Below are 25,210 nucleotides of genomic sequence, written 5' to 3' on the forward strand. Positions count from 1 at the left end.
AGCGGAGGGTCAACTCGAGCGGGTCGATTCAAACCCCATCCGCCAACTAACGGCCCGCGTCGCCGCCAGCAATCGCTGCGCCGCCGGGCCGTTTTCGTCGGCGTGAAACAACGACGCCGGGCCGACAATGGTCATCACCGCCGCAACATTCCCGACAGCATTGAATACCGGCGCCGACAACGCATCGACCCCCGGCATCAGCAAACCATGCACATGATGCAGACCGCGTTCGCGGATCTGTTCGCACAACGCCTTATAGGCCTGATCATCCGCCAGCGCATGGGTCGAACCGCTCTGCAGTTCCTGCTCACGCAAGTCCACGGTTTCACGCTTTGGCAGATACGCGCCAAACACCAGTCCTGTGGACGAACTGAGCAACGGCAACACCGAGCCCAATTGCGTCACCACCGTCACCGCGCGCACCGCCGGTTCGATATGCACCACGGTCGCGCCCTGATTGCCCCACACAGCCAAAAAGCACGTCTCGTTCAACTCATCGCGCAACTCGGCCAGGGGCAGGGCGCCGACTTTCAGCACGTCCATACTGTTGAGTGCGGCGAGACCGACGCGCAAGGCTTCGCGGCCCAGGCCGTAATGGTTGGTGGCAGCATTCTGTTCAGCAAAACCGCTGGCAATCAGCGCCTGCAAATAGCGGTGAACCTTGCTTGCCGGCATCTGTACGTGTTCGGCCAGGCGCGAAAGCGAGGTTGATGGCGACAACTCGGCCAGGGCCTTGAGGATGTCGGTGCCGACCTCGGCCGAGCGGACTTTCTGTTTATCGTTGCTGCGCGGCGTTTCCATGGAGGCGGTCTGATCCCGGGACGAATGGGCGTCTTTATAGCTTGACGGTCAATACCAATCAAATTACGTTAAGCGTAATCGAATTACGATAAAAATAACCCGGGCGTGCCGAGACCTCTTCAACGGAGCGACAGGCCATTGCCTACTCCCTGTGCAGGAGGCTCCATGAACCTCGATTCAACGGCGCTCGAGCTGGCTTATCAGTCCGGCTTCGGCAACGAATTCAGCAGTGAAGCGTTGCCCGGCGCACTGCCCGTCGGCCAGAATTCCCCGCAAAAAGCGCCTTACGGTCTCTACACCGAACTGTTCTCCGGCACGGCATTCACCATGCCTCGCAGCGAAGCGCGGCGCACCTGGATGTACCGCATTCAGCCGTCGGCCAATCACCCGGCGTTCGTCAAACTGGATCGGCAACTGGCCGGCGGCCCGTTGGGTGAAGTGACCCCCAACCGTCTGCGCTGGAACCCGTTGGACATCCCGACCGAGCCAACCGATTTCATCGACGGGCTGGTGAGCATGGCCGCCAACTCGGGCGCGGAAAAACCGGCCGGGATCAGCATCTATAGCTACCGGGCCAACCGCTCCATGGAGCGCGTGTTTTTCAACGCCGACGGCGAACTGTTGCTAGTGCCTGAGCTGGGACGCTTGCGCATTGCGACCGAATTGGGCGTGCTGGAACTGGAGCCACTGGAAATCGCCGTGCTGCCGCGCGGTCTGAAATTCCGCGTCGAACTGCTAGACCCGCAAGCTCGCGGCTACATTGCCGAGAACCATGGCGCGCCGCTGCGCCTGCCGGATTTGGGGCCTATCGGCAGCAACGGCCTGGCCAACGCGAGGGACTTCCTGACCCCGGTCGCCCATTACGAAAACCTCAAGCAACCGACCACCCTGGTGCAGAAATTCCTTGGCCAATTGTGGGGCTGCGAGCTCGACCATTCGCCGCTGAATGTGGTCGCCTGGCACGGTAATAACGTGCCGTACAAATATGACCTGCGTCGCTTCAATACCATCGGCACGGTCAGCTTCGATCACCCGGATCCGTCGATCTTCACCGTTCTGACATCGCCGACCAGCGTCCACGGTCTGGCCAATCTGGACTTCGTGATCTTCCCGCCACGCTGGATGGTCGCCGAGAAAACCTTCCGGCCACCGTGGTTCCACCGCAACCTGATGAACGAATTCATGGGCCTGATCAAGGGCGAGTACGACGCCAAGGCCGAAGGCTTTGTGCCCGGCGGCGCGTCCTTGCACAGTTGCATGAGCGCCCACGGCCCGGACGGCGAAACCTGTACCAAGGCGATCAACGCCGAACTCGCGCCAGCGAAAATCGACAACACCATGGCCTTCATGTTCGAGACCAGCCAGGTGCTGCGCCCGAGCCGTTTCGCCCTGGATTGCCCGCAACTGCAAAACAACTACGATGCCTGCTGGGCCACGCTGCCCGCCACTTTCGACCCGACCCGGAGATAACCCATGACTCAGACTTCCATCACTCGTAGCTGGGTTGCCTCCGCCAACGGCCATGCTGATTTCCCTCTGCAGAACCTGCCGCTGGGCGTGTTCAGCGTGAAGGGTTCGGCACCGCGCAGTGGCGTGGCCATTGGCGAACATATCTTTGATCTGGAGGCTGCACTGGACGCCGGCCTGTTCGATGGCGTCGCAAAAACTGCAGTCGAAGCTACCCGTGGCGGCCAGCTGAACGCGTTCTTCGAACTGGGTCGTGACGCTCGTGCTGCCCTGCGCGAACGCCTGCTGGAACTGTTCAAAGAAGGCAGCACCCTGCACGGCAAGATCGAAGCCCAAGGCGCAAAACTGCTGCCACTGGCGGCGAATTGCGAGATGCACCTGCCGGCGAAAATCAACGACTACACCGACTTCTACGTCGGCATTGAGCACGCGCAAAATGTCGGCAAACTGTTCCGTCCGGACAACCCATTGCTTCCGAACTACAAGTATGTGCCGATCGGCTACCACGGCCGCGCTTCGACCATTCGCCCGTCGGGCACCGATGTTCGCCGTCCGAAAGGCCAGACGTTGCCAGCCGGCCAAACCGAGCCAACTTTTGGCCCGTGTGCACGTCTGGACTATGAGCTGGAGCTGGGCATCTGGATCGGTCAGGGCAACGAGATGGGCGACTCGATCGCCATCGGTGACGCCGCCGATCACATTGCCGGTTTCTGCCTGCTCAACGACTGGTCGGCGCGCGATATTCAGGCTTGGGAATACCAACCGCTCGGGCCGTTCCTGTCGAAGAGCTTCATCACCAGCATCTCGCCGTGGGTCGTTACCGCCGAAGCGCTGGAGCCGTTCCGTCGTGCTCAGCCAGCGCGCCCTGAAGGTGATCCACAGCCGCTGCCGTACCTGTTCGATAAACGCGATCAGGCTGCTGGCGCCTTCGACATCGAACTGGAAGTGCTGCTGCTCACTGAAGGCCTGCGCGAACAAAATCTGCCGGCCCATCGCCTGACCCTGAGCAACACCCAACACATGTACTGGACCGTGGCACAAATGGTCGCGCACCACAGCGTCAACGGCTGCCAGTTGCAGGCCGGCGACCTGTTCGGTTCGGGCACGTTGTCGGGGCCTGAGAACGGTCAATTCGGCAGCCTGCTGGAAATCACCGAGGGCGGTAAAAAGCCGATCGAACTCGCGTCTGGCGAAGTGCGTAAGTTCCTTGAGGACGGCGACGAAATCATCCTGCGCGCCCGTTGCAACCGCGAGGGTTTTGCCTCCATCGGTTTCGGCGAATGCCGCGGCAAAGTGCTGCCGGCGCGCTAAGAGGATCGGGTCATGGAACTCTATACCTACTACCGTTCGACTTCGTCCTATCGGGTTCGTATCGCGTTGGCGCTCAAGGGACTGGATTACCAGGCGCTGCCGATCAACCTGATAGCGCCGCCAGGTGGCGAACATCGACAGCCGCCGTATCTGAGCATCAATCCGCAAGGCCGGGTGCCGGCTTTGCGCACCGACGAAGGTGAGCTGGTGATCCAGTCGCCGGCGATCATTGAATACCTGGAGGAACGTTATCCACAGGTGCCGCTGCTCTCCAAAGACCTCGCCGCTCGCGCCCATGAGCGTGGTGTGGCGGCGGTGATTGGTTGCGACGTGCATCCGCTGCACAACGTCAGCGTGCTCAACAAGTTGCGGCAGTTGGGGCACGATGAGCCGCAAGTGGTGGAGTGGATCGGGCACTGGATCAGCCAAGGGTTGGCGACGGTGGAGCAGTTGATCGGCGATGAGGCTTATTGCTTTGGTCCGACGCCTGGGCTGGCGGATGTTTACCTGATCCCGCAGCTGTACGCGGCCGAGCGCTTCAGCATTTCACTTGAGGCGTATCCGCGGATTCGCCGAGTGGCGGCGTTGGCGGCGCAGCATCCGGCGTTCATCAAGGCGCATCCGGCGAAGCAGCCAGACACTCCTTGAAAGTAGCAAGATCAAAAGATCGCAGCCTTCGGCAGCTCCTACAGGGTGTACACCATCCCAATGTAGGAGCTGCCGAAGGCTGCGATCTTTTGCTTTTAATGGACGATGGAATTGGGCGGCAGGTGCCCTAATCGCTCAGTCAGGCGAATCCGCTGGATCGGGTCGTCACTGAGCAGCAAGGCATGCTCCAGGTCAAAGCGCTCGGCGTTCGGGCAATCCAGCCGTTGATAGAGGCTGGCCCGGGCCAGGTAGTCGGAGGCACTGGCGTTGCCCAGTTCCAGCACACGTTCGGCGTCGATCAGGGCGCCAATGTAATCATCGTTAGAAAGGTGTAACTGACGCAGGTTGCGCGACAGCCGCTGCAGCATTTGCACCGGTTCGGCGGTGAGCAAATGCTCGGCGCTGAGCTGCATGTTCGGGCCGTACTGGCGTTGCAGCAATTCCCGGCAATCGTTGGGGTACAACCGACGTCCGCCGCATGGGTCGAGCAGGTGATCGGCGCCCGGTACCCGCAGCAGGAAATGCCCTGGGAAGTTGACTCCAACCATGGGGATTTCCAAACCTTTGGCCAGTTCCAGGGCAATCAATCCCAGACTCAGCGGCTGCCCACGTCTGCGTTCCAGCACTTTATTGACCAGCGCGACTTGCGGACGCAATGGCGTGGAGTCGTCCTGAGCAAATCCCAAGTCATTCATACGCCGCAACAACGGCTGGGCCAACTCGCTCACCGGCAACATCGGCAAGCCATAACTGACCCGTTGTTGCAGGTCCTTGAAATCGTGCAGCACCGTCTCGGGATTGACCTCACGGTCGTGTTCGGCGGCAATCCACAGCGCCGCCTCGAACAGCGCGGGCGGTGAACGTTGCAGACAGTCGAAGAAACGTTGGCGGGGGGTCATCAAAATCTCCGGGTAATGCCTCGTTTTAGCCCCGTCTCAGGCATTCGTCCAGTGCCGAACATAGGCGGTTACAGGTTATGTCCGAAAGTCTGCATGGCGGCGTCGCTTATTCCGGTGCGCTTCTGCAATTTTCGGGCGCAAGCCTATACTGGCGACTACAAGAAGTGATTCGGGAGCCCTACGATGTTCGCTCTCATGCAAAGCACTCGCCTTGAATCCCTGCATCTGAGCGTTGACTCGATCACCGGGTTGAAGGCGGTCATTGCCATTCATAACAGCCGTCTGGGGCCTGCCCTGGGCGGGTGTCGTTACCTTGCCTATCCCAGCGACGAGTCTGCCGTCGAGGATGCGGTGCGCCTCGCCCAAGGCATGAGTTACAAGGCGGCGCTGGCCGGCCTGGCTCAGGGCGGCGGCGTGGCGGTGATTGTTCGCCCGGTCCATGTGGAAAACCGCGCCGCGCTATTCGAAGCCTTCGGGCGTTGCATCAATCAGCTCGACGGCCGCTACATCACCGCCATCGACAGTGGCACCTCGGTGGCGGACATGGACTGCATCGCCCAACAGACCCAGCACGTCACCAGCACCACCTCGGCGGGCGACCCTGCACCGCACGCGGCGATGGGCGTGTTCACCGGTATTCGTGCCACCGCCATGGCCCGGCTGGGCAGCGATAACCTCGAAGGCCTGCGAGTGGCGATTCAAGGGCTCGGCAACGTTGGCTATGCCCTCGCTGAACAGCTGCACGCCGCCGGTGCCGAACTGCTGGTCAGCGATATCGATCACGGCAAAGTGCAACTGGCGATGGAGCAACTCGGCGCTCACCCGATCGCCAACGACGCGCTGCTCAGCACCCCTTGCGACATTCTCGCGCCCTGCGGCCTCGGTGGCGTGCTCAACAGCCACAGTGTGACGCAACTGCGCTGCGCAGCGGTGGCCGGTTCGGCGAACAACCAACTGACCCATCTGGAAGTCGCCGATCAACTGGAGCGGCGGGGCATTCTGTATGCGCCGGATTACGTGATCAATTCAGGCGGGCTGATCTACGTTTCGCTCAAACACCGCGGCGAAGAGCTATCGACCATCACCGCACACCTGTCGAAAATCAGCTCCCGGCTGACCGAAGTCTTCGCCCATGCCCAAGCGGAAAAACGCTCGCCGGCCCGAGTGGCTGACGAGTTGGCGGAGAAAGTGCTGTATCGATGAAGGAGTGAGGGCCTATCCGGCAGACTTGCTCCCAAGGCCTGGCGCCACAAGCGTCCGGCTTGACTGACGCACGCTGACGCGGCGTGCCAGGAGCCCCTGTGATGCCTCACAAGGTTGAGCTGCCTTACACCCGATTTTTATCTCCTGACGGCCAATTGCTCGGCGAACTTCCTGCCTGGGCCGACGATTTCAATTTGCTGACGCGCCTTTATCGGCAGATGGTCCTGACCCGCCTTTTCGATCAGAAAGCCGTCGCCCTGCAACGCACCGGGCGCATCGGCACTTATGCGCCGACGTTGGGCCAGGAAGCCATTGGCGTCGCCGTCGGCAGCGTGATGCACGCCGAAGACGTGCTGATTCCGTATTACCGTGACACCGCCGTGCAGTTGATGCGCGGGGTACGCATGGAAGAAATCCTTCTGTATTGGGGCGGTGACGAGCGCGGCAGCGACTTTGCCGAACCGGCGGCGGCCCAGGACTTTCCTATCTGCGTGCCGATTGCCACCCAGGCCTTGCATGCCTGCGGCGTTGCCAGTGCATTCAAAATCCGCGGTGAGCATCGAGTCGCCGTCACCACCTGCGGCGACGGCGCCACCAGCAAGGGCGATTTCCTCGAAGCCCTCAACGTCGCCGGTGCCTGGCAGTTGCCGGTGGTGTTCGTAGTCAATAACAACCAATGGGCGATCTCGGTACCACGACGGATTCAGTGCGGCGCCCCGACGCTGGCACAGAAAGCGATCGGTGCCGGGTTCCATGGAGAGCAGGTCGACGGCAATGACATGCTCGCGGTTTACGACCGAGTGCAAGTGGCCCTCGAAAGGGCGCGTCACGGTAAAGGCCCAGTGTTGCTGGAATGCCTGAGCTATCGCCTCGGCGACCACACCACCGCTGACGATGCCACTCGCTACCGACCGGCGGACGAGGTCAAGCAGGCCTGGCTCGAAGAGCCGGTCAAACGCCTGCAACGTTTCATGGTCGACCAGGGCGTGTGGGACGAAGGCCGCGAACAGGCGCTGATCAGCGAATGCCAGGGCTTGGTTCAGCGCGCTGTGGATAACTTCGAGGCAGCGGGTACTCAGGCGCCCGAATCGATCATGGATCACGTCTACGCCCAATGGCCGGCGTCCCTCGCCGGACAGCGTGAAGAGTTGCTCGAAAGGGCGGCGCGCCGGGCGGGAGATTCGAGCCATGAGTAACGGCAAAGTCACGTTGCTGGAAGCGGTGAATCTCGCGCTGCATCGGGCGATGAGTGAAGACGAGAACGTCATCGTCCTCGGTGAGGATGTCGGAGTGAACGGCGGCGTGTTTCGTGCCACCCAAGGGCTGCGCGACAGCTTTGGCTTCAAGCGAGTGATTGACTCGCCGCTGGCAGAAACCATGCTCGGCGGACTGGTGGTCGGCATGGCCGCTCAGGGTCTGAAACCGGTGGTGGAAATCCAGTTCATGGGCTTCATCTACGCCGCCATGGAGCACCTGGTGTCCCACGCCAGCCGCATGCGTAATCGCACGCGCGGGCGGATCACGTGCCCGATGGTGATGCGTACGCCGATGGGCGCAGGGATTCGCGCGCCGGAACATCACAGCGAAAGCACTGAAGCATTGTTCGCGCACATTCCAGGTCTGCGGGTGGTGATTCCTTCATCGCCGGCCCGGGCCTATGGCTTGTTGCTGGCGGCCATCGATGACCCTGATCCGGTGGTGTTTCTCGAACCGACCCGGCTCTATCGCATGAACCCGCAACCTTTGCTGGACGATGGCAAACGCCTGCCACTGGACAGCTGTTTCACCCTGCGCGAAGGCAGCGACATCACGCTGATCAGCTGGGGCGCCAGTGTGATGGAAACCCTGCAAGCCGCCACCGCATTGGCCGAGCGGGGCGTCTCGGCGGAAGTGATCGATGTCGCGAGTATCAAGCCGCTGGACCTCGACACGATGGAAGCCTCGGTGCGCAAGACCGGTCGTTGCGTGATCGTCCACGAAGCGCCGCGCTCCTGTGGCGTCGGTGCGGAAATTGCCGCGAGCCTCTACGAAAGGGTGTTGCTGGAATTGCAGGCACCGATCCAGCGAGTCACGGCGCCGGACATTCCACCGCCCCTGTATCGATTGGAATCGCTGTACATGCCCAACGTCGAGGACATTCTTCAGGCCTGTGAAAACGTTCTTCACTTCGCCTGAACCCAAGGAGGCTGCGATGAAGTATTTCAAACTGCCGGATCTGGGCGAAGGTTTGCAGGAGGCGGAAATCGTCCGTTGGCACGTCGCGGTCGGCGATACCGTCAAGGCCGATCAACTGCTGGTGTCGGTGGAAACGGCCAAGGCCCTTGTGGATATCCCCGCACCCTATGACGGCGTAGTGGCGAAACTTCATGGCGGTGAGGGCGACATCATTCACGTCGGTGAACCACTGCTCGGTTACGAAGGCGAAGCGGACGCGGGCACAGTAGTGGGGCGACTCGAAGGTGGCGGCAGCAGTCAGGAGGACTCGTTTTTCATCGGGGCAGCCCCCTCGACCCGAGAGCACCTGGCGACTCGCGCCACACCGGCGGTGCGGCAACTGGCCCGGCAACTAGGCGTGGAGTTGAGCGGGTTGACGGGCTCCGGCCACGAGGGGCAGATCACCCGCACGGATGTGGAAAACGCGGCTCAAACTGAACTGGATCGTTTCGGTGGCGAACGGTTGCGCGGTGTGCGGCGCAGCATGGCGCTGAACATGGCGCGGTCCCACGCCGAAGTCGTGCCGGTGACGGTTTTCGGTGACGCCGACCTGCATCGCTGGGGGCAGGCCCGCGAACCGCTGATTCGTCTCGCCAAAGCGATGGCGGCCGCGTGCGCCGTGGAGCCAGTGCTCAATAGTGCCTTCGATGGCAAAAGCCTGTCGCTCAAACAACACGAACGGCTCGATCTGGGCATCGCCGTGGACACCCCGGACGGCTTGTTCGTGCCAGTGCTGCGCGATGTCGGTCATCGCACCCCGGCAGACTTGAAGGAAGGCGTCATGCGATTAAGGGCCGACGTGCAGGCGCGATCGATTCCGCCCAAGGAAATGATGGGCGCGACCCTGACGCTGTCGAATTTCGGCACCTTGTTCGGTCGCTACGCCAACCCGGTGGTGGTGCCGCCGCAAGTGGCAATCCTCGCCGCTGGCGCGATTCGCGACGAACCGGTGGCGGTCGATGGCGCGGTGGTGGTGCATCCGGTCCTGCCGCTGTCCCTGACTTTCGATCACCGCGTGGTGACGGGGGGTGAGGCGGCGCGTTTCTTCAAGGCGCTGGTCAAGGCGCTGGAGCAACCCGACGCTTAGGTTATTCGCAGGCATGAAAAAGGCCCTGAGCCATTTGACTCAGGGCCTATTCAATTCGGGCGTTGCTTACTTGGCAGCCTTGGGGGCTTTAGCTGGCTTGGTCGGCTCAGCGACTTCAACAGGTGCAGGCGCCTCAACGGGGGCAGCCTTTTCAACGACTTCAGCAGGCGCATTGAGCAATTCGGACAACGCGTCCGGCTGGCTCTTGAACGCCTTGGCGAACACATCGCGGTTCTTCGCCATGTAGATCCCGGCTTCTTCCACTTGCTGCTCGGTCAGGGACGGAACGGCTTTTTGCAACACTTCGGCCAGCAACTCGGCCAGTTCGAGCATTTTGTCATGACGGTCAGCTTCGGCTTTATCCATGAACAAGCGCTCCAGATCTCGGCTGCTGCGGTATACCACTTCGACGGCCATTCACCACCTCACATGCCTTCACATTAAGTTGTCTTATTCGACCACTGTATTTATATACAGCGAAAAGGATAAGCGAATCCCTGCGCTTTGGGTAGTGGCTTTTTAATGTAGACCGAATTCAGGTGGTCTGCGCAAGACCTGTGGGAGCCGAGCTTGCTCGCGATGAGGCCCTCGAACTCTCCACAAAAGTGTCCAATGGCAGCCTATCGCCATCTCACCCAACAGCTCTGGCCTTTTTTCTGCATGCAGAACAACCGTCACGTCAAACCCGCATCATCCGCTCGAACCGAGCTAAGGAAGAATCATCGTGAAAATCAACTGGGCCGAGAACCTGCGGCAGAACGTGCACCAACTGGCCGAGTCCTTGGGCAACCTGTTCGTCGAGACCTTCCACTACCTGGCGCTGTTTGCCATCGGTGCAGTCACGGCGTGGGCGGCGGTGATGGAATTTCTGGGGATGATCGAAGAAGGACACATCAAGATCGATGACATCTTGCTGTTGTTCATCTACCTGGAACTGGGGGCGATGGTCGGTATTTATTTCAAGACCAACCACATGCCGGTACGCTTCCTGATCTACGTGGCGATCACTGCGCTAACGCGGCTGCTCATCTCCAACGTCTCACACCACAACCCGCCGGATATCGGCATCATCTACCTGTGCGGCGGGATTCTACTGCTGGCGTTTGCGATTCTGGTGGTGCGTTACGCTTCGTCGCAATTCCCTTCGGTGAAGATCGAACACCCGCAACGCAAGATCGGTGCGGGTTCCGGTGAGCATCCCGAAGTCGAGAAGGGCGAGATTTAAAGCCGCATGGCTGGCCGGTTGTGGCCTTTGACGCGTGGCGGCGGCAGGTTGCAATTGTCGCCGTCGGTCATCGCTTCGAGGATGGCCACGGCGCTGTGGCCCTGTTCGATGGCGATGCCGAATTGAATGCTTTGCACCAGGCGTTTGAGGCGCTGGGGGTCATTGCGTTGTTCGGCGCTGATCATCCGTTTGGCGACCACGTGACCGCTGTTGGACAGGGTCAGCATGATGGCGCCATCCAGACCCTGAATGCTCAGGTTGATCTGATAATCCGCTGCAAAGGCATCGGTAATGAGCTGAAAAGGGTTGTCCATGATGCGTCACCGCCTGATTGAACGTGCAGTTGTTGACCGGCCATTATCGGGTTGGTTCGCAATACCAGACCATCGGCAGGCCGTTCGCTGAGATTTTAAAAAGTCCTTTTTTGCCTCAGCAGTGACGTAGCAAGTGGCATGCCGGAAAAATTGTCGAACAATGATCTCGGCAAAAAGAGGCGGGCGCCGCGATCCGTGTAGCAGCTGGCGAAGCCTGCGTTCGGCTGCGTAGCAGTCGTGAAATCAGGCGATGCGGTGCCTCAGTAGGACCGAGTCCTCAGGTTTGACGACTGCTGCGCAGCCGAACGCAGGCTTCGCCAGCTGCTACAGCCCGCCTTCTTTTTGCCTGCCCGTTTCAGGGCATGAATGAGTAGATGATCGCAGACAGTGCAATCAAACCGATCAACACCACGAACACGTTCGACGCCTGACCCGAATACTGGCGCAAGGCCGGCACGCGGCGGATGGCGTACATCGGCATCAGGAACAGCAGGCACGCGATGATCGGCCCGCCGAGGGTTTCGATCATGCCGAGGATGCTCGGGTTGAACGTCGCCACGGCCCAGCAGCTGAGGATCATGAACAGTGCGGTCACGCGGTTCAGCCAACTGGCAGACATCACCCGACCACGGCCGCGCAGGCTTTTCACGATCAGGCCCTGAAAGCCTTCGCTGGCGCCGATGTAGTGGCCAAGGAAGGACTTGGTGATCGCCACCAGCGCAATCAACGGCGCGGCATAAGCGATGACCGGGGTCTGGAAGTGGTTGGCCAGGTACGACAGGATCGAAATGTTCTGCGCCTTGGCCGCCGCCAAGTCGGCCGGGGACAGGGCCAGCACGCAGCTGAAGCAGAAGAACATCACCGTCACCACCATCATCGCGTGGGCGATGGCGAGGATGCCGCTGCTTTTGCGTTCGGCCTGTTCGCCGTAACGCTGTTTCTGATCGACGGAGAAGGCGGAAATGATCGGCGAATGGTTGAACGAGAACACCATCACCGGAATCGCCAGCCACAACGTCTTGAAGAACAGCGGCATCGGCATGCCTTCACTGGCGGTGGCGAAGAATGCGCCGTTCCAGTTCGGGATCAGGCTCAAACCGAGCAGCAGCAACGCCGCGACAAACGGGTAAACCAGCACGCTCATGCATTTGACGATGACACCCTGGCCGCAACGGACGATCGCCATCAGACCGAGGATCAGCACCAACGACAGAATCGCCCGCGGTGGCGGGGCGATGTGCAACTGATGCTCCATGAAGCTGCTCAAGGTGTTGGTCAGCGCCACGCTGTACACCAGCAGAATCGGGAAGATCGCAAAGAAATACAGCAGCGTGATCAGCTTGCCAGCGCCAATGCCGAAGTGTTCTTCCACCACTTCGGTGATGTCGCCGGAGCGTCCGGACAACACGAAGCGGGTCAGGCCGCGGTGGGCGAAGAATGTCATCGGGAAGGCTAGCACTGCCAGGATCAGCAGCGGCCAGAAACCGCCTACGCCGGCGTTGATCGGCAGGAATAGCGTGCCGGCGCCGATGGCCGTGCCATAAAGGCCAAGCATCCAGGTGGTGTCGTGTTTGCTCCAGCCCTTGGTGGCTGTAGCTGTGTCGCGTTTGAGTTCTACAGCTGGGTTATCGGCAGCAGGTGTACGTACATCGGTCATCGTTTGGCCTCGTTATTGTTCTTGCTCGGGCTCACGTATTGCGGACGGTCAGGGAGTGCTCCTCAGCACTCCACCCAGCTAACAGCCAGGCCGCCCCGTGAAGTCTCTTTGTATTTGTCATGCATGTCGGCGCCGGTATCGCGCATGGTGCGGATTACCCGGTCCAGGGAAATGAAGTGTTTGCCGTCGCCGCGCAGGGCCATTTGCGTAGCGTTGATCGCCTTCACGGCGGCAATCGCGTTGCGCTCGATGCATGGGACTTGAACCAGCCCACCGACCGGGTCGCAGGTCAGGCCGAGGTTGTGTTCCAGGCCGATTTCGGCGGCGTTTTCCAGTTGCTCGGGCGTGGCGCCGAGCACGTCCGCCAGACCGGCGGCGGCCATGGCGCAGGCGGAGCCGACTTCGCCCTGACAGCCAACTTCGGCACCGGAGATAGAGGCGTTTTTCTTGCAGAGAATGCCTACGGCCGCAGCGCCCAAAAAGAACGCGACGACGTCATCGTCCGACGCGTCCGGGTTGAATTTCATGTAGTAGTGCAGCACCGCCGGAATGATCCCCGCCGCGCCATTGGTAGGTGCCGTGACCATGCGCCCGCCCGCTGCGTTTTCTTCGTTCACGGCGAGGGCAAACAGGTTCACCCACTCCATGGCGGATAGCGTGGAGGTGATGACATTCGGCTTGCCGATTTCCAACAGGCTGCGGTGCAGTTTCGCAGCACGACGGGGAACATTCAGACCGCCGGGCAGGATGCCTTCGTGACGCAACCCTTGCTCGACGCATTCGCGCATCACCGACCAGATGTGCAGCAGGCCCTTGCGGATTTCGGCTTCGCTGCGCCAGGCCAATTCATTGGCCATCATCAACTCGGAAACGCGCAGGCCATGCTGATTACAGAGCCTGAGTAATTCGGCGGCGCTGGAGAAATCGTACGGCAGCACCACATCGCTGGTTGGCGCGATGCCGGACTCGGCTTCGGCCGCTTCGATGATGAAACCGCCACCGATCGAGTAGTACGTTTGCTCCGCCAGTTCTCCGGTTTCGCCGAAGGCTGTCAGGGACATCGCATTGGGGTGGTAGGGCAGGCTCTCGTCGAGCAGCAGGAGGTCGCGTTGCCAGTTGAAGGCGATGGTGGTTTTGCCTGCCAGGGACAGTTCGCCGGTTTCGCGCAGGGTCTGGATGCGACTGTCGATGGACGTGGGATCGATGCTGTCCGGCCACTCGCCCATCAGGCCCATGACACAGGCGCGGTCGGTGGCGTGACCGACGCCGGTCGCCGACAGCGAGCCATAAAGCCGGATTTCTACGCGCCGTACGTCGGCCAGCAATTGTTGGTCAATCAGGGCTTGGGCGAAGGTCGCGGCGGCGCGCATCGGGCCGACGGTGTGGGAACTGGACGGACCGATGCCGACTTTGAAGAGATCGAAAACACTGATAGCCATGCTAAAGCCTATACAAGCAATGGAAGAGAAATCGCTGCCATTTTTGTAGGACAAGCGCAATGTCGGCGATACTGCCTACCTCGGTCCTACGTGACCAACGAAACTTCCTAAGACAGCCTTTAGCAGGACTAAACAATGAGTCGCCAATTGCACGCCCAGACTTACGTCTGGCTGCACGTGTTTTCCTGTGCCGCGCGGCACTTGTCGTTCACCCGATGCGCCGAAGAACTGCACATCACGCCGGGTGCGGTCAGCCAGCAAATCCGACAGCTGGAAGAACGACTGGGCTTTCGCCTGTTTCATCGTCGCGCTCGCGGCGTGGAATTGAGCGCTGAGGGCCAGCGACTGGCCATCACGGTCAACGAGGCTTACGGCAGCATCGATGCGGAATTGCGACGACTGGACGCCGGAATGATCAGCGGGATTTTGCGGGTGCGCTCGATTCCATCGTTCTTGAGCAAGTGGCTGACCCCCCGTCTGCCGCGCTTGCAGCAGCGCTTTCCGGACATTCAATTGCGCCTGGTGGCTGAGGACAGCAGCGTGCCATTGCATGAAGGCGACTTCGATCTGGCCATCGACCTGAATGACGGTAGCTATCCTGGTTTGTTATCCACAACCTTGCTCGACGAGCAGATTTTCCCGGTCTGTGCCCCGAGCCTGCTGCGCGGCCGGCCACCGCTGCATGGCCCGGCGGACCTGATGCATTTCCCGTTGCTGCACGACATCACCGCCTGGCGCGGCAGTTACGAGTACGCGGAGTGGGAGTTCTACCTCAACGCCATCGGCTTCGAAGGTGCGGACGTACGGCGCGGGCACACCTTCAATCGCAATCACCTGACCATCGAAGCGGCGATTGCCGGCATGGGCGTGGCGATTGCGCGGCGAACCTTGCTGAATGACGAGCTGGAGCGGGGGACGTTGATCGTGCCGTTTGGCCTGGCGGTGCCCAATCACAAGCGTTACGTGCTGCTCTATGCGCCGGGGGCGCTGAGCCATCCGGGCGTGCGTGCGGTGCATGACTGGCTGGTGGAGGAGGCGGGGATATTTCGAAGCCTGCATCCGCTGGCGGAGCGGCAGATGTGAGCAATTGTGACAAAAGAGTCAGGCGACCCAACTCCCGACCTTAACAGCGCTTTTGCTCCTTGTCCGGCTTTTTTTGCGTATGAAAATTTATCTTCTTTTAGGGGTTGAATTGTTCTGCGAGCAGACCGATTGTGTAAGTAAGAGGTCACGGTGATGACGCCCAAGGGCCAGCCGATGTGCCTCTCGCGAGCTAGCTGAAATAAGGGATGAACTATGCAAATCCAAGTCAACAGTGATAACCATATTCAAGGCAGCATCCGACTGGAGGAGTGGGTACGTACTACCATTGAGAGCACGCTCGAACGTTATGAAGAGGACCTGACACGCGTCGAGGTTCATCTGCGGGACGAGAACGGCGACAAGCCCGGTCCCCATGACATGCGCTGTCAGCTGGAAGCGCGGCCAAAAGGCCACCAACCGATTTCTGTAACCCATAAAGCCGACTCCCTGGAACTGGCGATCGACGGGGCGGCCGAAAAACTCGAACATGCGCTTGAGCACCTGTTCGGCAAACTGCGGGGCAAACCACGTGCCGCTGTGGTGCCGTTCGAAAGGGGCGCTCATGCTGATGTGCTGCTGGAAGAAGAGTTTCTCGAGAACGAACAGGCTGCGCAAAACGGTTGAAGCCTGATTAATTTTTTACCTTTCCACTGATAAACGGGTCTGCTTATGCAGGCCCGTTTTCGTTTGGGCTGCATTCCAACGCTCCGCGTGGGAACGATCATTTGGACCGCCGTAACAGTGATCCCGTCGGATCTCTTTTGCACATGAGAATATTTATCATTAATATTACGACCTTGTTGGCTCCGTGACATTCACGAGGCTTCACCCGTTTCAAGGTCGAAACATGAAAGGCAAAATCACCGCGCTCCCCGTTTCCTATCGCCTGGCCGTCACTTCCCGAGTGCTGGCCGCTGTGCTGGGGGGTTACCTCGTCGCGGCATTGGCCAGTGTCAGCCTGACGATGTGGCTGCCCATGGCTCGTGGCGAAGCGGTGGTCACCGGGATGATGACCTCGTTTCTGGTGTATCTGGTCGCCGTACTCTGGTGCTTTGCCTGTCGCAGTGCGTGGCAAGCCTGGTTCGGATTGATCGTACCGAGCGTGGTTTTGGCGGCGGTGTCGGGGCTGGCCTACTGGATGGGCCACTCATGAAAGAGGGCTTTCGACAGGCCATGGCCTGGCTGCACACATGGGCCGGGTTGATCTTCGGCTGGCTGCTGTTCGCGATTTTCCTGACCGGCACGCTCGCCTATTTCAAGGATGAGATCAGCCACTGGATGCAGCCGGAAATTCCCGCCCGTTCGCTGTCCTCCGAAGCCAGTCTGACCCTGGCCCAGCACTACCTTGAGCAGCACGCCGCGGGTGCCTCGCGATGGCTCATCGATTTACCGGATGCTCGCGAACCCGGGCTGTCGGTTAGATGGCAGCAAGCACCGGCCAAGCCCGGCTCGCGCGGTCAATTCACCGAAAAGCTCCTCGATCCGCAAACCGGCGCAGAAGTGCAGGGCCGGGACACACGTGGCGGCGAGTTCTTTTACCGCTTCCACTTTCAGTTGCAGATGCCCTACCCGTGGGGGCGCTGGCTGTCGACCATCGCAGCGATGGTGATGTTCGTTGCGCTGATCAGCGGGATCATCACCCACAAGAAAATCTTCAAGGACTTCTTCACCTTCCGCCCGCGCAAGGGCCAGCGCTCCTGGCTCGACGGGCACAATGCGGTGGGCGTTCTGGTGTTGCCATTTCATCTGATGATCACTTACAGCAGCCTGGTGATTTTCATGTCGATGGTGATGCCGGCGAGCATCGTCGCCTCTTATGGCAGTGACTTCGATACGTTTTACGATGAGGTGTTTCCTGCTTCCAGTGTTCCCGAACTTGCCGGTGAGCCGGGTCAGTTGGCACCGTTGGCACCGCTGCTGGAACGGGCCAGCGAGCAATGGTCGGGCGGGCGGGCCGGGCGGCTGACGGTCAACAATCCGGGCGATGCGAATGCCTCGGTCATTCTTGCGCGAGACGGCGCCGACCGAGTGGTCCACGACTTTGGCAGCGCGTTGACATTCAACGGCGTGACCGGGCAGCTGCTCAGCACGACGCCGAAGCAAGCACTACCCATGGCGATTGCCGGCAGATTCTATGGTTTGCACATGGGCCATTTCGCCGGTCCGGTGTTGCGCTGGCTGTACTTCATTTGTGGTTTGGCGGGCACCGCGATGATCGGTACCGGGCTGGTGATCTGGCTCGGTAAGCGTCAGCTCAAACATGCGAAGAGCGGTGTGATGCCATTTGAGTTGCGACTGGTGGAAGTCCTGAACATCGCCAGCATGTCGGGGTTGATGGTCGCGGTGGCGGCGTTCTTCTGGGCCAATCGATTGTTGCCGGTCGCAATGGCTGGGCGGGCGGATTGGGAAGTGAACGGCTTCTTCATCGTCTGGGGCTTGAGTGTGTTGCACGCCATGGTCCGCCGTGGTCGTGCAGCATGGATCGAACAGTTGGCGCTGGCGGCGTTGCTGTTCTGTGCGGTACCGCTGCTGAACGCGCTGACTACGCCCTATCAATTGGGCGTCACCCTGATTCAGGGCGATTGGGCCATGGCTGGTTTCGATCTGACGTGCCTGGGCAGTGGTCTGTTTTTCGCGTGGGCGGCGTGGAAAATGCAGCGCGCGGGACAGCCTGGAATCGTCATCGGACCGCGGGCGAAATCGATAATGCTTGAGCAAGAGGCGCACTGAATGTTCCTGGCCTTGTTGCTGTGCTACGGCGGTTTCACCGTACTCTGTTTATCCATGGATCGGCATCACGCCGAACTGTTGGGGCACAAGCCCTCGGCCCGTCGCCGCCTGGGGATGAAACTCAGTGGCTGGCTGTTGCTGGCGTTATCGCTCTGGGCTGCGGTGTCGTCGACGGGCTGGGGACTTGGATTGGTGGAGTGGTTTGCGGTGTTGATGCTCAGCGCTTTGCTGCTGGTGTTGTTGATGCCGTATCGCCCGCGCCTGGCCTTGGCGTTGGCCGGTTTGAGTCTGCTCGCCAGCCCCGTCGCCGTGTTTGCAAAGGGCTGACCTGATGATCACCAGTCCACCGGAATCCCATGACGATGAACATCACGGTGCGCGTGCGCATTTCTTGCAGGTGTTCCTTTCCCAGCGTTCGCAAATGGAAGCGCTGGTGAGCCGTCGTGTCGGTTGTCGGGCGACGGCCGCGGACCTGGTGCAGGACTTGTTCCTGCGCTTCTGGCGTCGACCGCTGGTGCAGGTCGAAGAGCTCAGCACTTACCTGTTGCGCTGCGCCGGCAACATTGCCATCGACCATTTGCGCAGTGAAGGCACGCGGGTGCGGGTCAACGAGGGCTGGATGCCGGATCAACCGGACAGCCCCGGCAGCGAACCGCAAGCGGCGTTGGAGGCGGGCAACGACTTGCGTCACGTCGAAGCGGCGTTGCGCGCGCTGCCCCAGCGCACGCGGCAGATCTTTTTGCTCAACCGTATTCACGGGCGCAAATACGCCGAGATCGCCAAGGCCATGGGTTTGTCCCAAAGCGCCGTGGAAAAACATATGATGCGCGCCCTCGAGGCTTGCAAGGCCAGCCTGCGGGAACCCGAACCGCGCACGCCAGGGAAAGCACTGTGAACAACACCGAACGCGTCACCCCGACGCCTGCTCAGGAACAGGCGGCCTTCGCCTGGCTGAATCTATTGCATGATCAGCCCAGCAGCGGCGATCAGGCCACCTTCAGCCATTGGTTGCAGGCCGACCCTGCCCATGCCGAGGCTTACGCCCAGGCGCAAGTGGTGTGGGAGGTGGCCGAAACACCGGCCCGAACGTTGGCCGATGAAGACGCGTTTGCCTTGCAGGGTTACCTCAACGCGATGAATCGCTCGCGCCGTACCAGCGTTCGGCGTTGGTCCGGTGCGTTGGCGATGGCCGCGTGTCTGGTGTTGATGATCGGCTTCGGTGCTGGCTGGCAACCGTCGCGCTGGGTCGATGATCTGGGCGCGGACTATGTGTCGGCGCCGGGGGAAATTCGCACCGTCACGTTGGCGGATCAGTCACAAGTCACCTTGGACGCCGACAGTGCAATTGCCGTGGATTTCAGTCGTGGCGAGCGGAACGTTCAGTTGCGGCGCGGCGCCGGATTTTTCAGCGTGACCCACACCGGCGAGCCGTTTGTGGTGGACGCTGAAAAGGGTCAGGCGCGGGTGCTGGGGACTCAGTTCGAAGTGCGTCTGCAACCGCACGGCGCGCAGGTCACGGTGTTGTCCGGGCGGGTTGGTGTGACGGCGGACAAAAACGCCGCGCAGCAAATTCTAGCGGCTGGCCAGCAAGTGGCTTATGGCGATGGCTTGGCGGAAAAACTCCACAGCGTCGACAGCGAAGCGCAGTTGGCGTGGCGTCAGGGTTGGCTCAATTACTACAAGGCGACACTCGCTGATGTGGTGCAAGACCTGGGACGTTATTACCCGGGACGGATTGTGTTGCTCAACGATGAACTCGCGGCGCGGCGGGTTAGTGGCAGTTTTCCGAGCAAGGATCTGCAAGCGGTGCTGAGTTCGTTGCAGGGAGTGTTGGGGTTTGAGCAGCACAAGGTCCTGGGGCATCTGATTATTTTGCGTTGAGGCATATGGCCCCATCGCGAGCAAGCTCGGCTCCCACAGGGGAATGCATTCCAAATTGTGGGAGCGAGCTTGCTCGCGATGGCGCCAGATCAAACACCACATCACTCCGATAAAAATATTTTCAGAATTCTGGTGAGGTAAACCCCGACGCCATTCGTGTAGTGACTGAAACTGCGAGTCATTCGCACCCGTAGCGGTTCTACACAGGTCATGAGCAATGAAGTCCAGGGCAAAATCGGGTTCGGTCAAACAATGGTTGGGTACGTGTGCCTTGAGCTTTTCGGCGTTGGCATTGCTGCCGTTGAGTGTGGCGGTGGCGGCTGAGGCCGGCAGTGCCCGACAGAGTGCGCAGTTCAGCTTCACAATGGCTGCCAAACCGTTGCCCCAGGCCTTGAGCGACTTCAGCCGGATCACCGGCATCAGCGTCATCTACACCGATGAAGCGCCGTACGGTCTAACCGCCCCGGCGATCAATGGTCAGTTGAGCGCCGAACAGGCGATGCAGCGTTTGCTCAGCGGTTCGGGTTTTACCTTCCGCCGCACCGATGGCCACACGTTGGTGCTGGAGCCGTTGCCTACCGATGGCGCCTTGAACCTGGGCGCGACCACCATCACCTCGGTGGCCGATCAATCCATGAGCTATCAGCCGCCGCCCACCAGTTCAGTGATGCGCTCATCGGCCTTGCTCCAGGAAATTCCCCAGACCGTCAACGTGGTTCCGGCTCAGGTCATTCGTGATCAAGCGCCGCGCAATCTGGATGACGCGCTGGCCAACGTCAGCGGTATTACTCAAGGCAACACGCTGGCGAGCACTCAGGACTCGGTGATGACTCGCGGTTTCGGCGACAACCGCAACGGCTCGATCATGCGCGACGGCATGCCGATCGTGCAGGGCCGTGGCATGAACGCGACCGTGGACCGGGTCGAAGTACTCAAGGGCCCGGCCTCGCTGCTTTACGGCATTCAAGACCCCGGTGGCGTGGTCAACATGGTCAGCAAGAAACCCGAGCTTGAGCAGTACAACGCCCTGACCCTGCGCGGTTCGACCTATGGCGACGGCAAAAACGGCAGCGGTGGCGGTCTCGACAGCACCGGCGCGTTGGGTGATTCCGGGTTGGCCTATCGCATGGTCCTCGACCACGAAGACGAAGATTACTGGCGCAACTTCGGCACTCACCGCGAGACATTGGTAGCACCGTCACTGGCCTGGTTCGGCGAAAGCACCAAGCTGCTGTTCTCCTACGAACACCGCGAGTTTCTGACCCCGTTCGACCGTGGCACGATCATCGACCCGCGTGACAATCATCCGCTGGACATCTCCCGCGAGCGTCGCCTCGACGAGCCCTTCAACAACATGGAAGGCCGCTCGGACCTCTATCACTTCGAGGCCGATCACGAGCTCAACGACAATTGGAAAGCCCACTTCGGCTACAGCTGGAACCGCGAAACCTATGACGCCAGCCAGGTGCGCATCACCGCCATCGACACCACGAAAGGCACCCTGACTCGCAGCATGGACGGCACCCAGAACGCCATCAGCACCGACCGCTTCACAACCGCCAGCCTTGAAGGCAATGTCCAGCTCGCGGGAATGAAGCATGACCTGGTGTTCGGCGTCGATGACGAGTACCGCAAGATCTACCGCGAAGACCTGATCCGTCAGAAAAGCCTGAGCACCTTCAGCTACGTCAACCCGGTCTACGGCCGCGAAGTCGCCGGCACCACCGTCAGCCCGGCGGACAGTGCGCAGACCGATAAACTGCGCAGCGATTCGATCTTCCTCCAGGACTCGATCCACCTGACCGATCAATGGATTTTCGTCGCTGGCGCGCGCTTCCAGGAATACGACCAGTACGCCGGCAAAGGCGTGCCGTTCAAGGCCAATACCGACAGCAACGGCCAGAAATGGGTGCCTCGCGCCGGTCTGGTGTATCGCTACACCGATGAACTGTCGTTCTACGGCAGCTACACCGAATCCTTCAAACCCAACTCGACCATTGCGCCATTGAGCGGCAGCAGCACCGTGCTGGACGGCAGCATCGTGCCGGAAGAAGCCAAGTCCTGGGAAGTCGGCGCCAAGCTCGACATGCCGGGTCGCGTCACCGGTAACGTCGCGCTGTTCGACATCAAAAAACGCAACGTGCTGGTGGCCAACTCCGAAGGCCCCGTGACGATCTACAGCGCCGCCGGCGAAGTGCGTTCCCGTGGTCTGGAAGTGGACCTGAGCGGTCAGCTGAGTGATCGCTGGAGCATGATCGGCAGCTATGCCTACACCGATGCCGAAGTCACCGAAGACCCGATCTACAAAGGCAAAAAACTGCAAAACGTAGCGAAGAATAGTGGTTCGCTGTCGGCGGTTTATGACTTCGGCACCATCGTTGGTGGCGATCAGCTGCGGGTCGGCGCGGGGGCGCGGTATGTCGGCGAGCGAGCGGGTAACGCTGTGAACGATTTCGACCTGCCGAGCTACACCGTGGCCGATGCGTTCGCCACATACGACACCAAAGTGGAGGGGCAGAAGGTCAAGTTCCAGCTCAACGTGAAGAACCTGTTTGACCGCACCTACTACACCTCAGCGGCGAGCCGGTTCTTTGTGTCGATGGGTGATTCGCGGCAGGTTTCGTTGTCGAGCACGTTGGAGTTCTGATCGCAGACCGCGTCATCGTTCATCGCGAGCAAGCTCGGCTCCCACATTGGATCTGTGTCGTACACAAATCCCCTGTGGGAGCGAGCTTGCTCGCGATGGCGGTATCCTAGACACCGATAATCTTCGGGCCTACCGCAAAAACGCCTGCCGATATTCGCCAGGCGTCCCCCCCAAAACCTGCCGAAACCGATTGGTGAAATGACTCGCACTGGCAAACCCACACGCCAACGCAATCTCCCCCAACGGCTGTGACGTCGAGCGCAACAACTCCCGCGCCCGGCTCAGTCGCCGCGACAGCACATACTGATGCGGCGGCAACCCAAAGCTCTCGCGAAACATCCGCGCGAAGTGATATTCGGATAACGCACACAACGCAGCCAACTGCCCCAGGCTGATGGCCTCGGCCAATTGGTTGTCGATGAACTCCACCAACTGCCGTCGCTGATGCGCAGCCAATCCACCTTTAAGCCGCAACCCCTCACGCATCCCGACCTGGCCGAGCAGTACGTGGCTGAGCATTTCATGGGCCAGGCTGCTGGTGAGCACGCGTTCGCCGGGCTCGTCCCAGTTGAGTGTGAGCATTTGCCGAAAGCGCCGGGCCTGCGCCGGGTCGTCCAGAAAGGTGGCTTCGCGCAACTGCAGCTCGCGAGGTTCGCGGTCCAGCAGCGTGACGCAGCCGAGGGCAAATTGTTCGGGGCTGAAATACACGTGGGCCAGGCGAATATCGCCGTTGATCACCCAGCCCGATTGATGCTCGGCCGGCAGGATGCACAGCTTGTCGGGGCCGCCCTTGGTGCCGGGCTGGTCGCGGCGAAAGGTTCCGGTGCCGCCGGCGATGTAGCAGGACAAGGTGTGATGGCTCGGCGCTTCGTAATCCTGGGCGTCGTGATGGTTGCTCCACAAGGCTGCAGCCATGCCGTCACCGAGCTCGGCGCTGTGCTCGAGGCGAGCATTGGGCGAGCGGTTGAGGGCTTGAAAGACTTGCAGGGTTTCCAGTGCGGGCATGATGGCTTCTCTCCGACGCCTTGCATCCTACTCCGTAGCCGTTCGGCTGCCAGCCTGTGGCCCGACAAAAGCGCAAGTTTATGCAAGTGCGAAAGGCCTTGGCGCAGGACACTGAAGGCCTATTCAGGAGTCTTTGCCATGAACCTTTCGTTGTACTTGCTGACCGTGCTGATCTGGGGCACCACCTGGATTGCCTTGAAATGGCAACTGGGTGTGGTGGCGATTCCGGTATCGATCGTCTATCGATTCGGCCTCGCAGCGTTGGTGCTGTTCGTCATGTTGCTGCTGAGTCGCCGCCTGCAAGTGATGAACCGTCGCGGGCATCTGATCTGTCTGGCGCAGGGGTTGTGCCTGTTCTGCATCAATTTCATGTGTTTTCTGACTGCCAGCCAGTGGATCCCCAGTGGTCTGGTCGCGGTGGTGTTTTCTACCGCCACGTTGTGGAACGCACTCAATGCACGCGTGTTCTTCGGCCAGAAAGTCGCTCGCAATGTGCTGATGGGCGGTGCGCTGGGCTTGTTCGGGCTGGGTCTGTTGTTCTGGCCTGAACTGGCGGGCCACACCGCCAGCCCGGAAACCTTGCTCGGGTTGGGCCTGGCATTGCTTGGCACCCTGTGCTTCTCGGCCGGTAACATGCTGTCGAGTTTGCAGCAGAAGGCGGGGCTGAAACCGCTGACCACCAACGCCTGGGGCATGGCCTATGGCGCGGCCATGCTGTCGGCGTGGTGCCTGGTCAAAGGCATTCCGTTCGACATGGAATGGAATGCGCGCTACATCGGCTCGCTGCTGTACCTGGTGATTCCGGGTTCGGTGATCGGTTTCACTGCCTACCTGACGTTGGTCGGGCGAATGGGGCCGGAGCGCGCAGCCTATTGCACCGTACTGTTCCCCGTTGTGGCGCTGAACGTGTCAGCGTTTGTCGAAGGCTATCAATGGACCGCGCCCGCCTTGGTGGGTTTGGTACTGGTGATGCTGGGCAATGTGCTGGTGTTTCGTAAGCCCAGGGCGCCGATGGTGCAAGGGAACGGCAAACTGGCGTGAAGGTTTGGTTAATCGAGCGCTGAAACTTCAGCGCTCGATTTTGAGCACGATGTAAATCAGCAGTGGAAACATGAAGTCCACGATGTGTCGAGCCCAATCCTTGGCGTTCCAGATTGCAGATTCATCCATGTTGAACCATTCGGTGCCGATCACTTGCAGGCAGATGTAATAGACAAAAAAGCCGATCAATAGTCCGATGATCGCAAACTTCTTCGCTTCGTGAAAAACGGCTGCAGGTGTATTGATGCTTCGATAAAGATGGTAAGTGCCCAGCAAGCAGAAAGCCGTATAAATAACTTCCAGAGTGATGATGAACCAATAGATGCGGTGGTGGAGCATGGGTGAAGTGATGGCTCTATAACTCAGGTTCAGGTTTTCTCGGGTGGTGTCCATGCTGAGAATGTGGCCGACGTATTCGTAGTTGGATGCGTAGTCGGTAAAGTTGCTGTACATCACCATCAAGCCAAAGAAGCTTATATAGGCCATTAGTATTACTTTGCTGTATCTAATCAGTTTGTCGGTCGTAAGGTTGTTCAATGTAGGTGCTCTCCATAACTA

Annotated in this window: 24 protein-coding genes and 1 pseudogene; 17 read left to right on the forward strand and 8 right to left on the reverse strand. The window is 60.2% G+C overall.

All coding sequences use genetic code 11. From position 1 onward, the window contains the following. Positions 1-9 precede the first annotated feature (9 nt). On the reverse strand, positions 10-801 hold the full coding sequence (locus tag ACA079_RS04415; protein ID WP_497702689.1) for an IclR family transcriptional regulator: 792 nt from the start codon (positions 799-801) through the stop codon (positions 10-12). 165 nt (positions 802-966) lie between these two features. Between ACA079_RS04415 and hmgA the strand changes: the two genes are divergently transcribed. The 3 genes from hmgA to maiA are packed head-to-tail and all read left to right on the forward strand — an operon-like array spanning position 967 to position 4,227. After that, complete coding sequence (gene hmgA / locus ACA079_RS04420; protein WP_497702690.1) at positions 967-2,271, forward strand: homogentisate 1,2-dioxygenase; 1,305 nt, start codon at positions 967-969, stop codon at positions 2,269-2,271. Between the two features lie 3 nt (positions 2,272-2,274). Then, positions 2,275-3,579 carry a fumarylacetoacetase gene (gene fahA / locus ACA079_RS04425; protein ID WP_497702691.1) on the forward strand — a complete coding sequence of 435 codons (1,305 nt, stop codon included), beginning with the start codon at positions 2,275-2,277 and terminating at the stop codon, positions 3,577-3,579. Positions 3,580-3,591: 12 nt separating this feature from the next. Further along, the gene (maiA, locus tag ACA079_RS04430) at positions 3,592-4,227 is read left to right on the forward strand and encodes a maleylacetoacetate isomerase (protein ID WP_497702692.1); all 636 of its coding nucleotides are present in this window, start codon (positions 3,592-3,594) and stop codon (positions 4,225-4,227) included. 95 nt (positions 4,228-4,322) lie between these two features. Here maiA and ACA079_RS04435 read toward each other — a convergent pair whose 3' ends face one another. Further along, on the reverse strand, positions 4,323-5,126 hold the full coding sequence (locus ACA079_RS04435; protein WP_497702693.1) for a SirB1 family protein: 804 nt from the start codon (positions 5,124-5,126) through the stop codon (positions 4,323-4,325). Between the two features lie 183 nt (positions 5,127-5,309). On the opposite strand from ACA079_RS04435, the gene ACA079_RS04440 reads away from it, so the two are divergent. The 4 genes from ACA079_RS04440 (at position 5,310) to ACA079_RS04455 (ending at position 9,630) form a co-directional block, all read left to right on the forward strand. Then, a complete protein-coding gene (locus ACA079_RS04440) occupies positions 5,310-6,329 on the forward strand; it encodes a Glu/Leu/Phe/Val dehydrogenase family protein (protein WP_497702694.1) in 1,020 nt (339 codons plus the stop codon). Positions 6,330-6,430: 101 nt separating this feature from the next. Continuing rightward, positions 6,431-7,525: a pyruvate dehydrogenase (acetyl-transferring) E1 component subunit alpha gene (gene pdhA, locus ACA079_RS04445; protein WP_497702695.1), complete on the forward strand. Its 1,095-nt coding sequence runs from the start codon at positions 6,431-6,433 to the stop codon at positions 7,523-7,525. After that, positions 7,518-8,504, forward strand: a complete 987-nt coding sequence (locus tag ACA079_RS04450; RefSeq protein WP_497702696.1) for an alpha-ketoacid dehydrogenase subunit beta — start codon at positions 7,518-7,520, stop codon at positions 8,502-8,504. The genes pdhA and ACA079_RS04450 overlap by 8 nt, the downstream gene beginning before the upstream one ends. A gap of 16 nt (positions 8,505-8,520) precedes the next feature. After that, on the forward strand, positions 8,521-9,630 hold the full coding sequence (locus tag ACA079_RS04455) for a dihydrolipoamide acetyltransferase family protein (protein ID WP_497702697.1): 1,110 nt from the start codon (positions 8,521-8,523) through the stop codon (positions 9,628-9,630). Positions 9,631-9,792: 162 nt separating this feature from the next. Here the strand turns inward: ACA079_RS04455 and ACA079_RS04460 are convergent. Next, positions 9,793-10,047 (reverse strand): annotated as a pseudogene (locus tag ACA079_RS04460) (YebG family protein); the annotation flags it as partial. A gap of 307 nt (positions 10,048-10,354) precedes the next feature. On the opposite strand from ACA079_RS04460, the gene ACA079_RS04465 reads away from it, so the two are divergent. Further along, positions 10,355-10,855 (forward strand): phosphate-starvation-inducible protein PsiE, encoded by a 501-nt coding sequence (locus ACA079_RS04465; RefSeq protein ID WP_283183010.1) that lies wholly within the window; start codon positions 10,355-10,357, stop codon positions 10,853-10,855. On the opposite strand, the gene ACA079_RS04470 is transcribed toward ACA079_RS04465, so the two are convergent. The 3 genes from ACA079_RS04470 to ACA079_RS04480 form a co-directional block, all read right to left on the reverse strand. After that, positions 10,852-11,169, reverse strand: coding sequence for a DUF3509 domain-containing protein (locus tag ACA079_RS04470; protein ID WP_497702698.1), 318 nt, complete (start codon positions 11,167-11,169; stop codon positions 10,852-10,854). The two genes, ACA079_RS04465 and ACA079_RS04470, sit on opposite strands and share 4 nt — an antisense overlap. A gap of 355 nt (positions 11,170-11,524) precedes the next feature. After that, on the reverse strand, positions 11,525-12,826 hold the full coding sequence (locus tag ACA079_RS04475; protein ID WP_129438351.1) for a serine/threonine transporter: 1,302 nt from the start codon (positions 12,824-12,826) through the stop codon (positions 11,525-11,527). A gap of 62 nt (positions 12,827-12,888) precedes the next feature. Further along, positions 12,889-14,265: an L-serine ammonia-lyase gene (locus ACA079_RS04480; protein WP_497702699.1), complete on the reverse strand. Its 1,377-nt coding sequence runs from the start codon at positions 14,263-14,265 to the stop codon at positions 12,889-12,891. Between the two features lie 135 nt (positions 14,266-14,400). Between ACA079_RS04480 and ACA079_RS04485 the strand changes: the two genes are divergently transcribed. The 8 genes from ACA079_RS04485 (at position 14,401) to ACA079_RS04520 (ending at position 22,606) form a co-directional block, all read left to right on the forward strand. Next, entirely contained in the window at positions 14,401-15,348 is a 948-nt protein-coding gene (locus ACA079_RS04485) for a LysR substrate-binding domain-containing protein (protein WP_008150625.1), read from the forward strand. Positions 15,349-15,561: 213 nt separating this feature from the next. Continuing rightward, on the forward strand, positions 15,562-15,972 hold the full coding sequence (locus tag ACA079_RS04490) for an HPF/RaiA family ribosome-associated protein (protein WP_123365331.1): 411 nt from the start codon (positions 15,562-15,564) through the stop codon (positions 15,970-15,972). Positions 15,973-16,195: 223 nt separating this feature from the next. Continuing rightward, positions 16,196-16,501: a DUF3649 domain-containing protein gene (locus ACA079_RS04495; protein ID WP_095129394.1), complete on the forward strand. Its 306-nt coding sequence runs from the start codon at positions 16,196-16,198 to the stop codon at positions 16,499-16,501. After that, positions 16,498-18,078 (forward strand): PepSY-associated TM helix domain-containing protein, encoded by a 1,581-nt coding sequence (locus ACA079_RS04500; protein ID WP_497702700.1) that lies wholly within the window; start codon positions 16,498-16,500, stop codon positions 18,076-18,078. Before ACA079_RS04495 ends, ACA079_RS04500 begins: the two co-directional genes overlap by 4 nt. After that, positions 18,079-18,405 (forward strand): DUF3325 domain-containing protein, encoded by a 327-nt coding sequence (locus tag ACA079_RS04505; RefSeq protein WP_497702701.1) that lies wholly within the window; start codon positions 18,079-18,081, stop codon positions 18,403-18,405. Between the two features lie 4 nt (positions 18,406-18,409). Continuing rightward, on the forward strand, positions 18,410-18,973 hold the full coding sequence (locus ACA079_RS04510; RefSeq protein ID WP_497702702.1) for an RNA polymerase sigma factor: 564 nt from the start codon (positions 18,410-18,412) through the stop codon (positions 18,971-18,973). Further along, complete coding sequence (locus tag ACA079_RS04515) at positions 18,970-19,959, forward strand: FecR family protein (protein ID WP_497702703.1); 990 nt, start codon at positions 18,970-18,972, stop codon at positions 19,957-19,959. The genes ACA079_RS04510 and ACA079_RS04515 overlap by 4 nt, the downstream gene beginning before the upstream one ends. A gap of 217 nt (positions 19,960-20,176) precedes the next feature. Next, positions 20,177-22,606 (forward strand): TonB-dependent siderophore receptor, encoded by a 2,430-nt coding sequence (locus tag ACA079_RS04520; RefSeq protein ID WP_497702704.1) that lies wholly within the window; start codon positions 20,177-20,179, stop codon positions 22,604-22,606. 129 nt (positions 22,607-22,735) lie between these two features. On the opposite strand, the gene ACA079_RS04525 is transcribed toward ACA079_RS04520, so the two are convergent. After that, positions 22,736-23,611 (reverse strand): helix-turn-helix domain-containing protein, encoded by an 876-nt coding sequence (locus ACA079_RS04525; RefSeq protein WP_497702705.1) that lies wholly within the window; start codon positions 23,609-23,611, stop codon positions 22,736-22,738. Between the two features lie 138 nt (positions 23,612-23,749). Between ACA079_RS04525 and ACA079_RS04530 the strand changes: the two genes are divergently transcribed. Then, positions 23,750-24,652 carry a DMT family transporter gene (locus ACA079_RS04530; protein ID WP_497702706.1) on the forward strand — a complete coding sequence of 301 codons (903 nt, stop codon included), beginning with the start codon at positions 23,750-23,752 and terminating at the stop codon, positions 24,650-24,652. Between the two features lie 27 nt (positions 24,653-24,679). On the opposite strand, the gene ACA079_RS04535 is transcribed toward ACA079_RS04530, so the two are convergent. Continuing rightward, a complete protein-coding gene (locus tag ACA079_RS04535) occupies positions 24,680-25,189 on the reverse strand; it encodes a DUF2165 family protein (protein WP_497702707.1) in 510 nt (169 codons plus the stop codon). Between the last annotated feature and the right edge of the window lie 21 nt (positions 25,190-25,210).

This window comes from Pseudomonas sp. LBUM1645 (genome assembly GCF_059716185.1).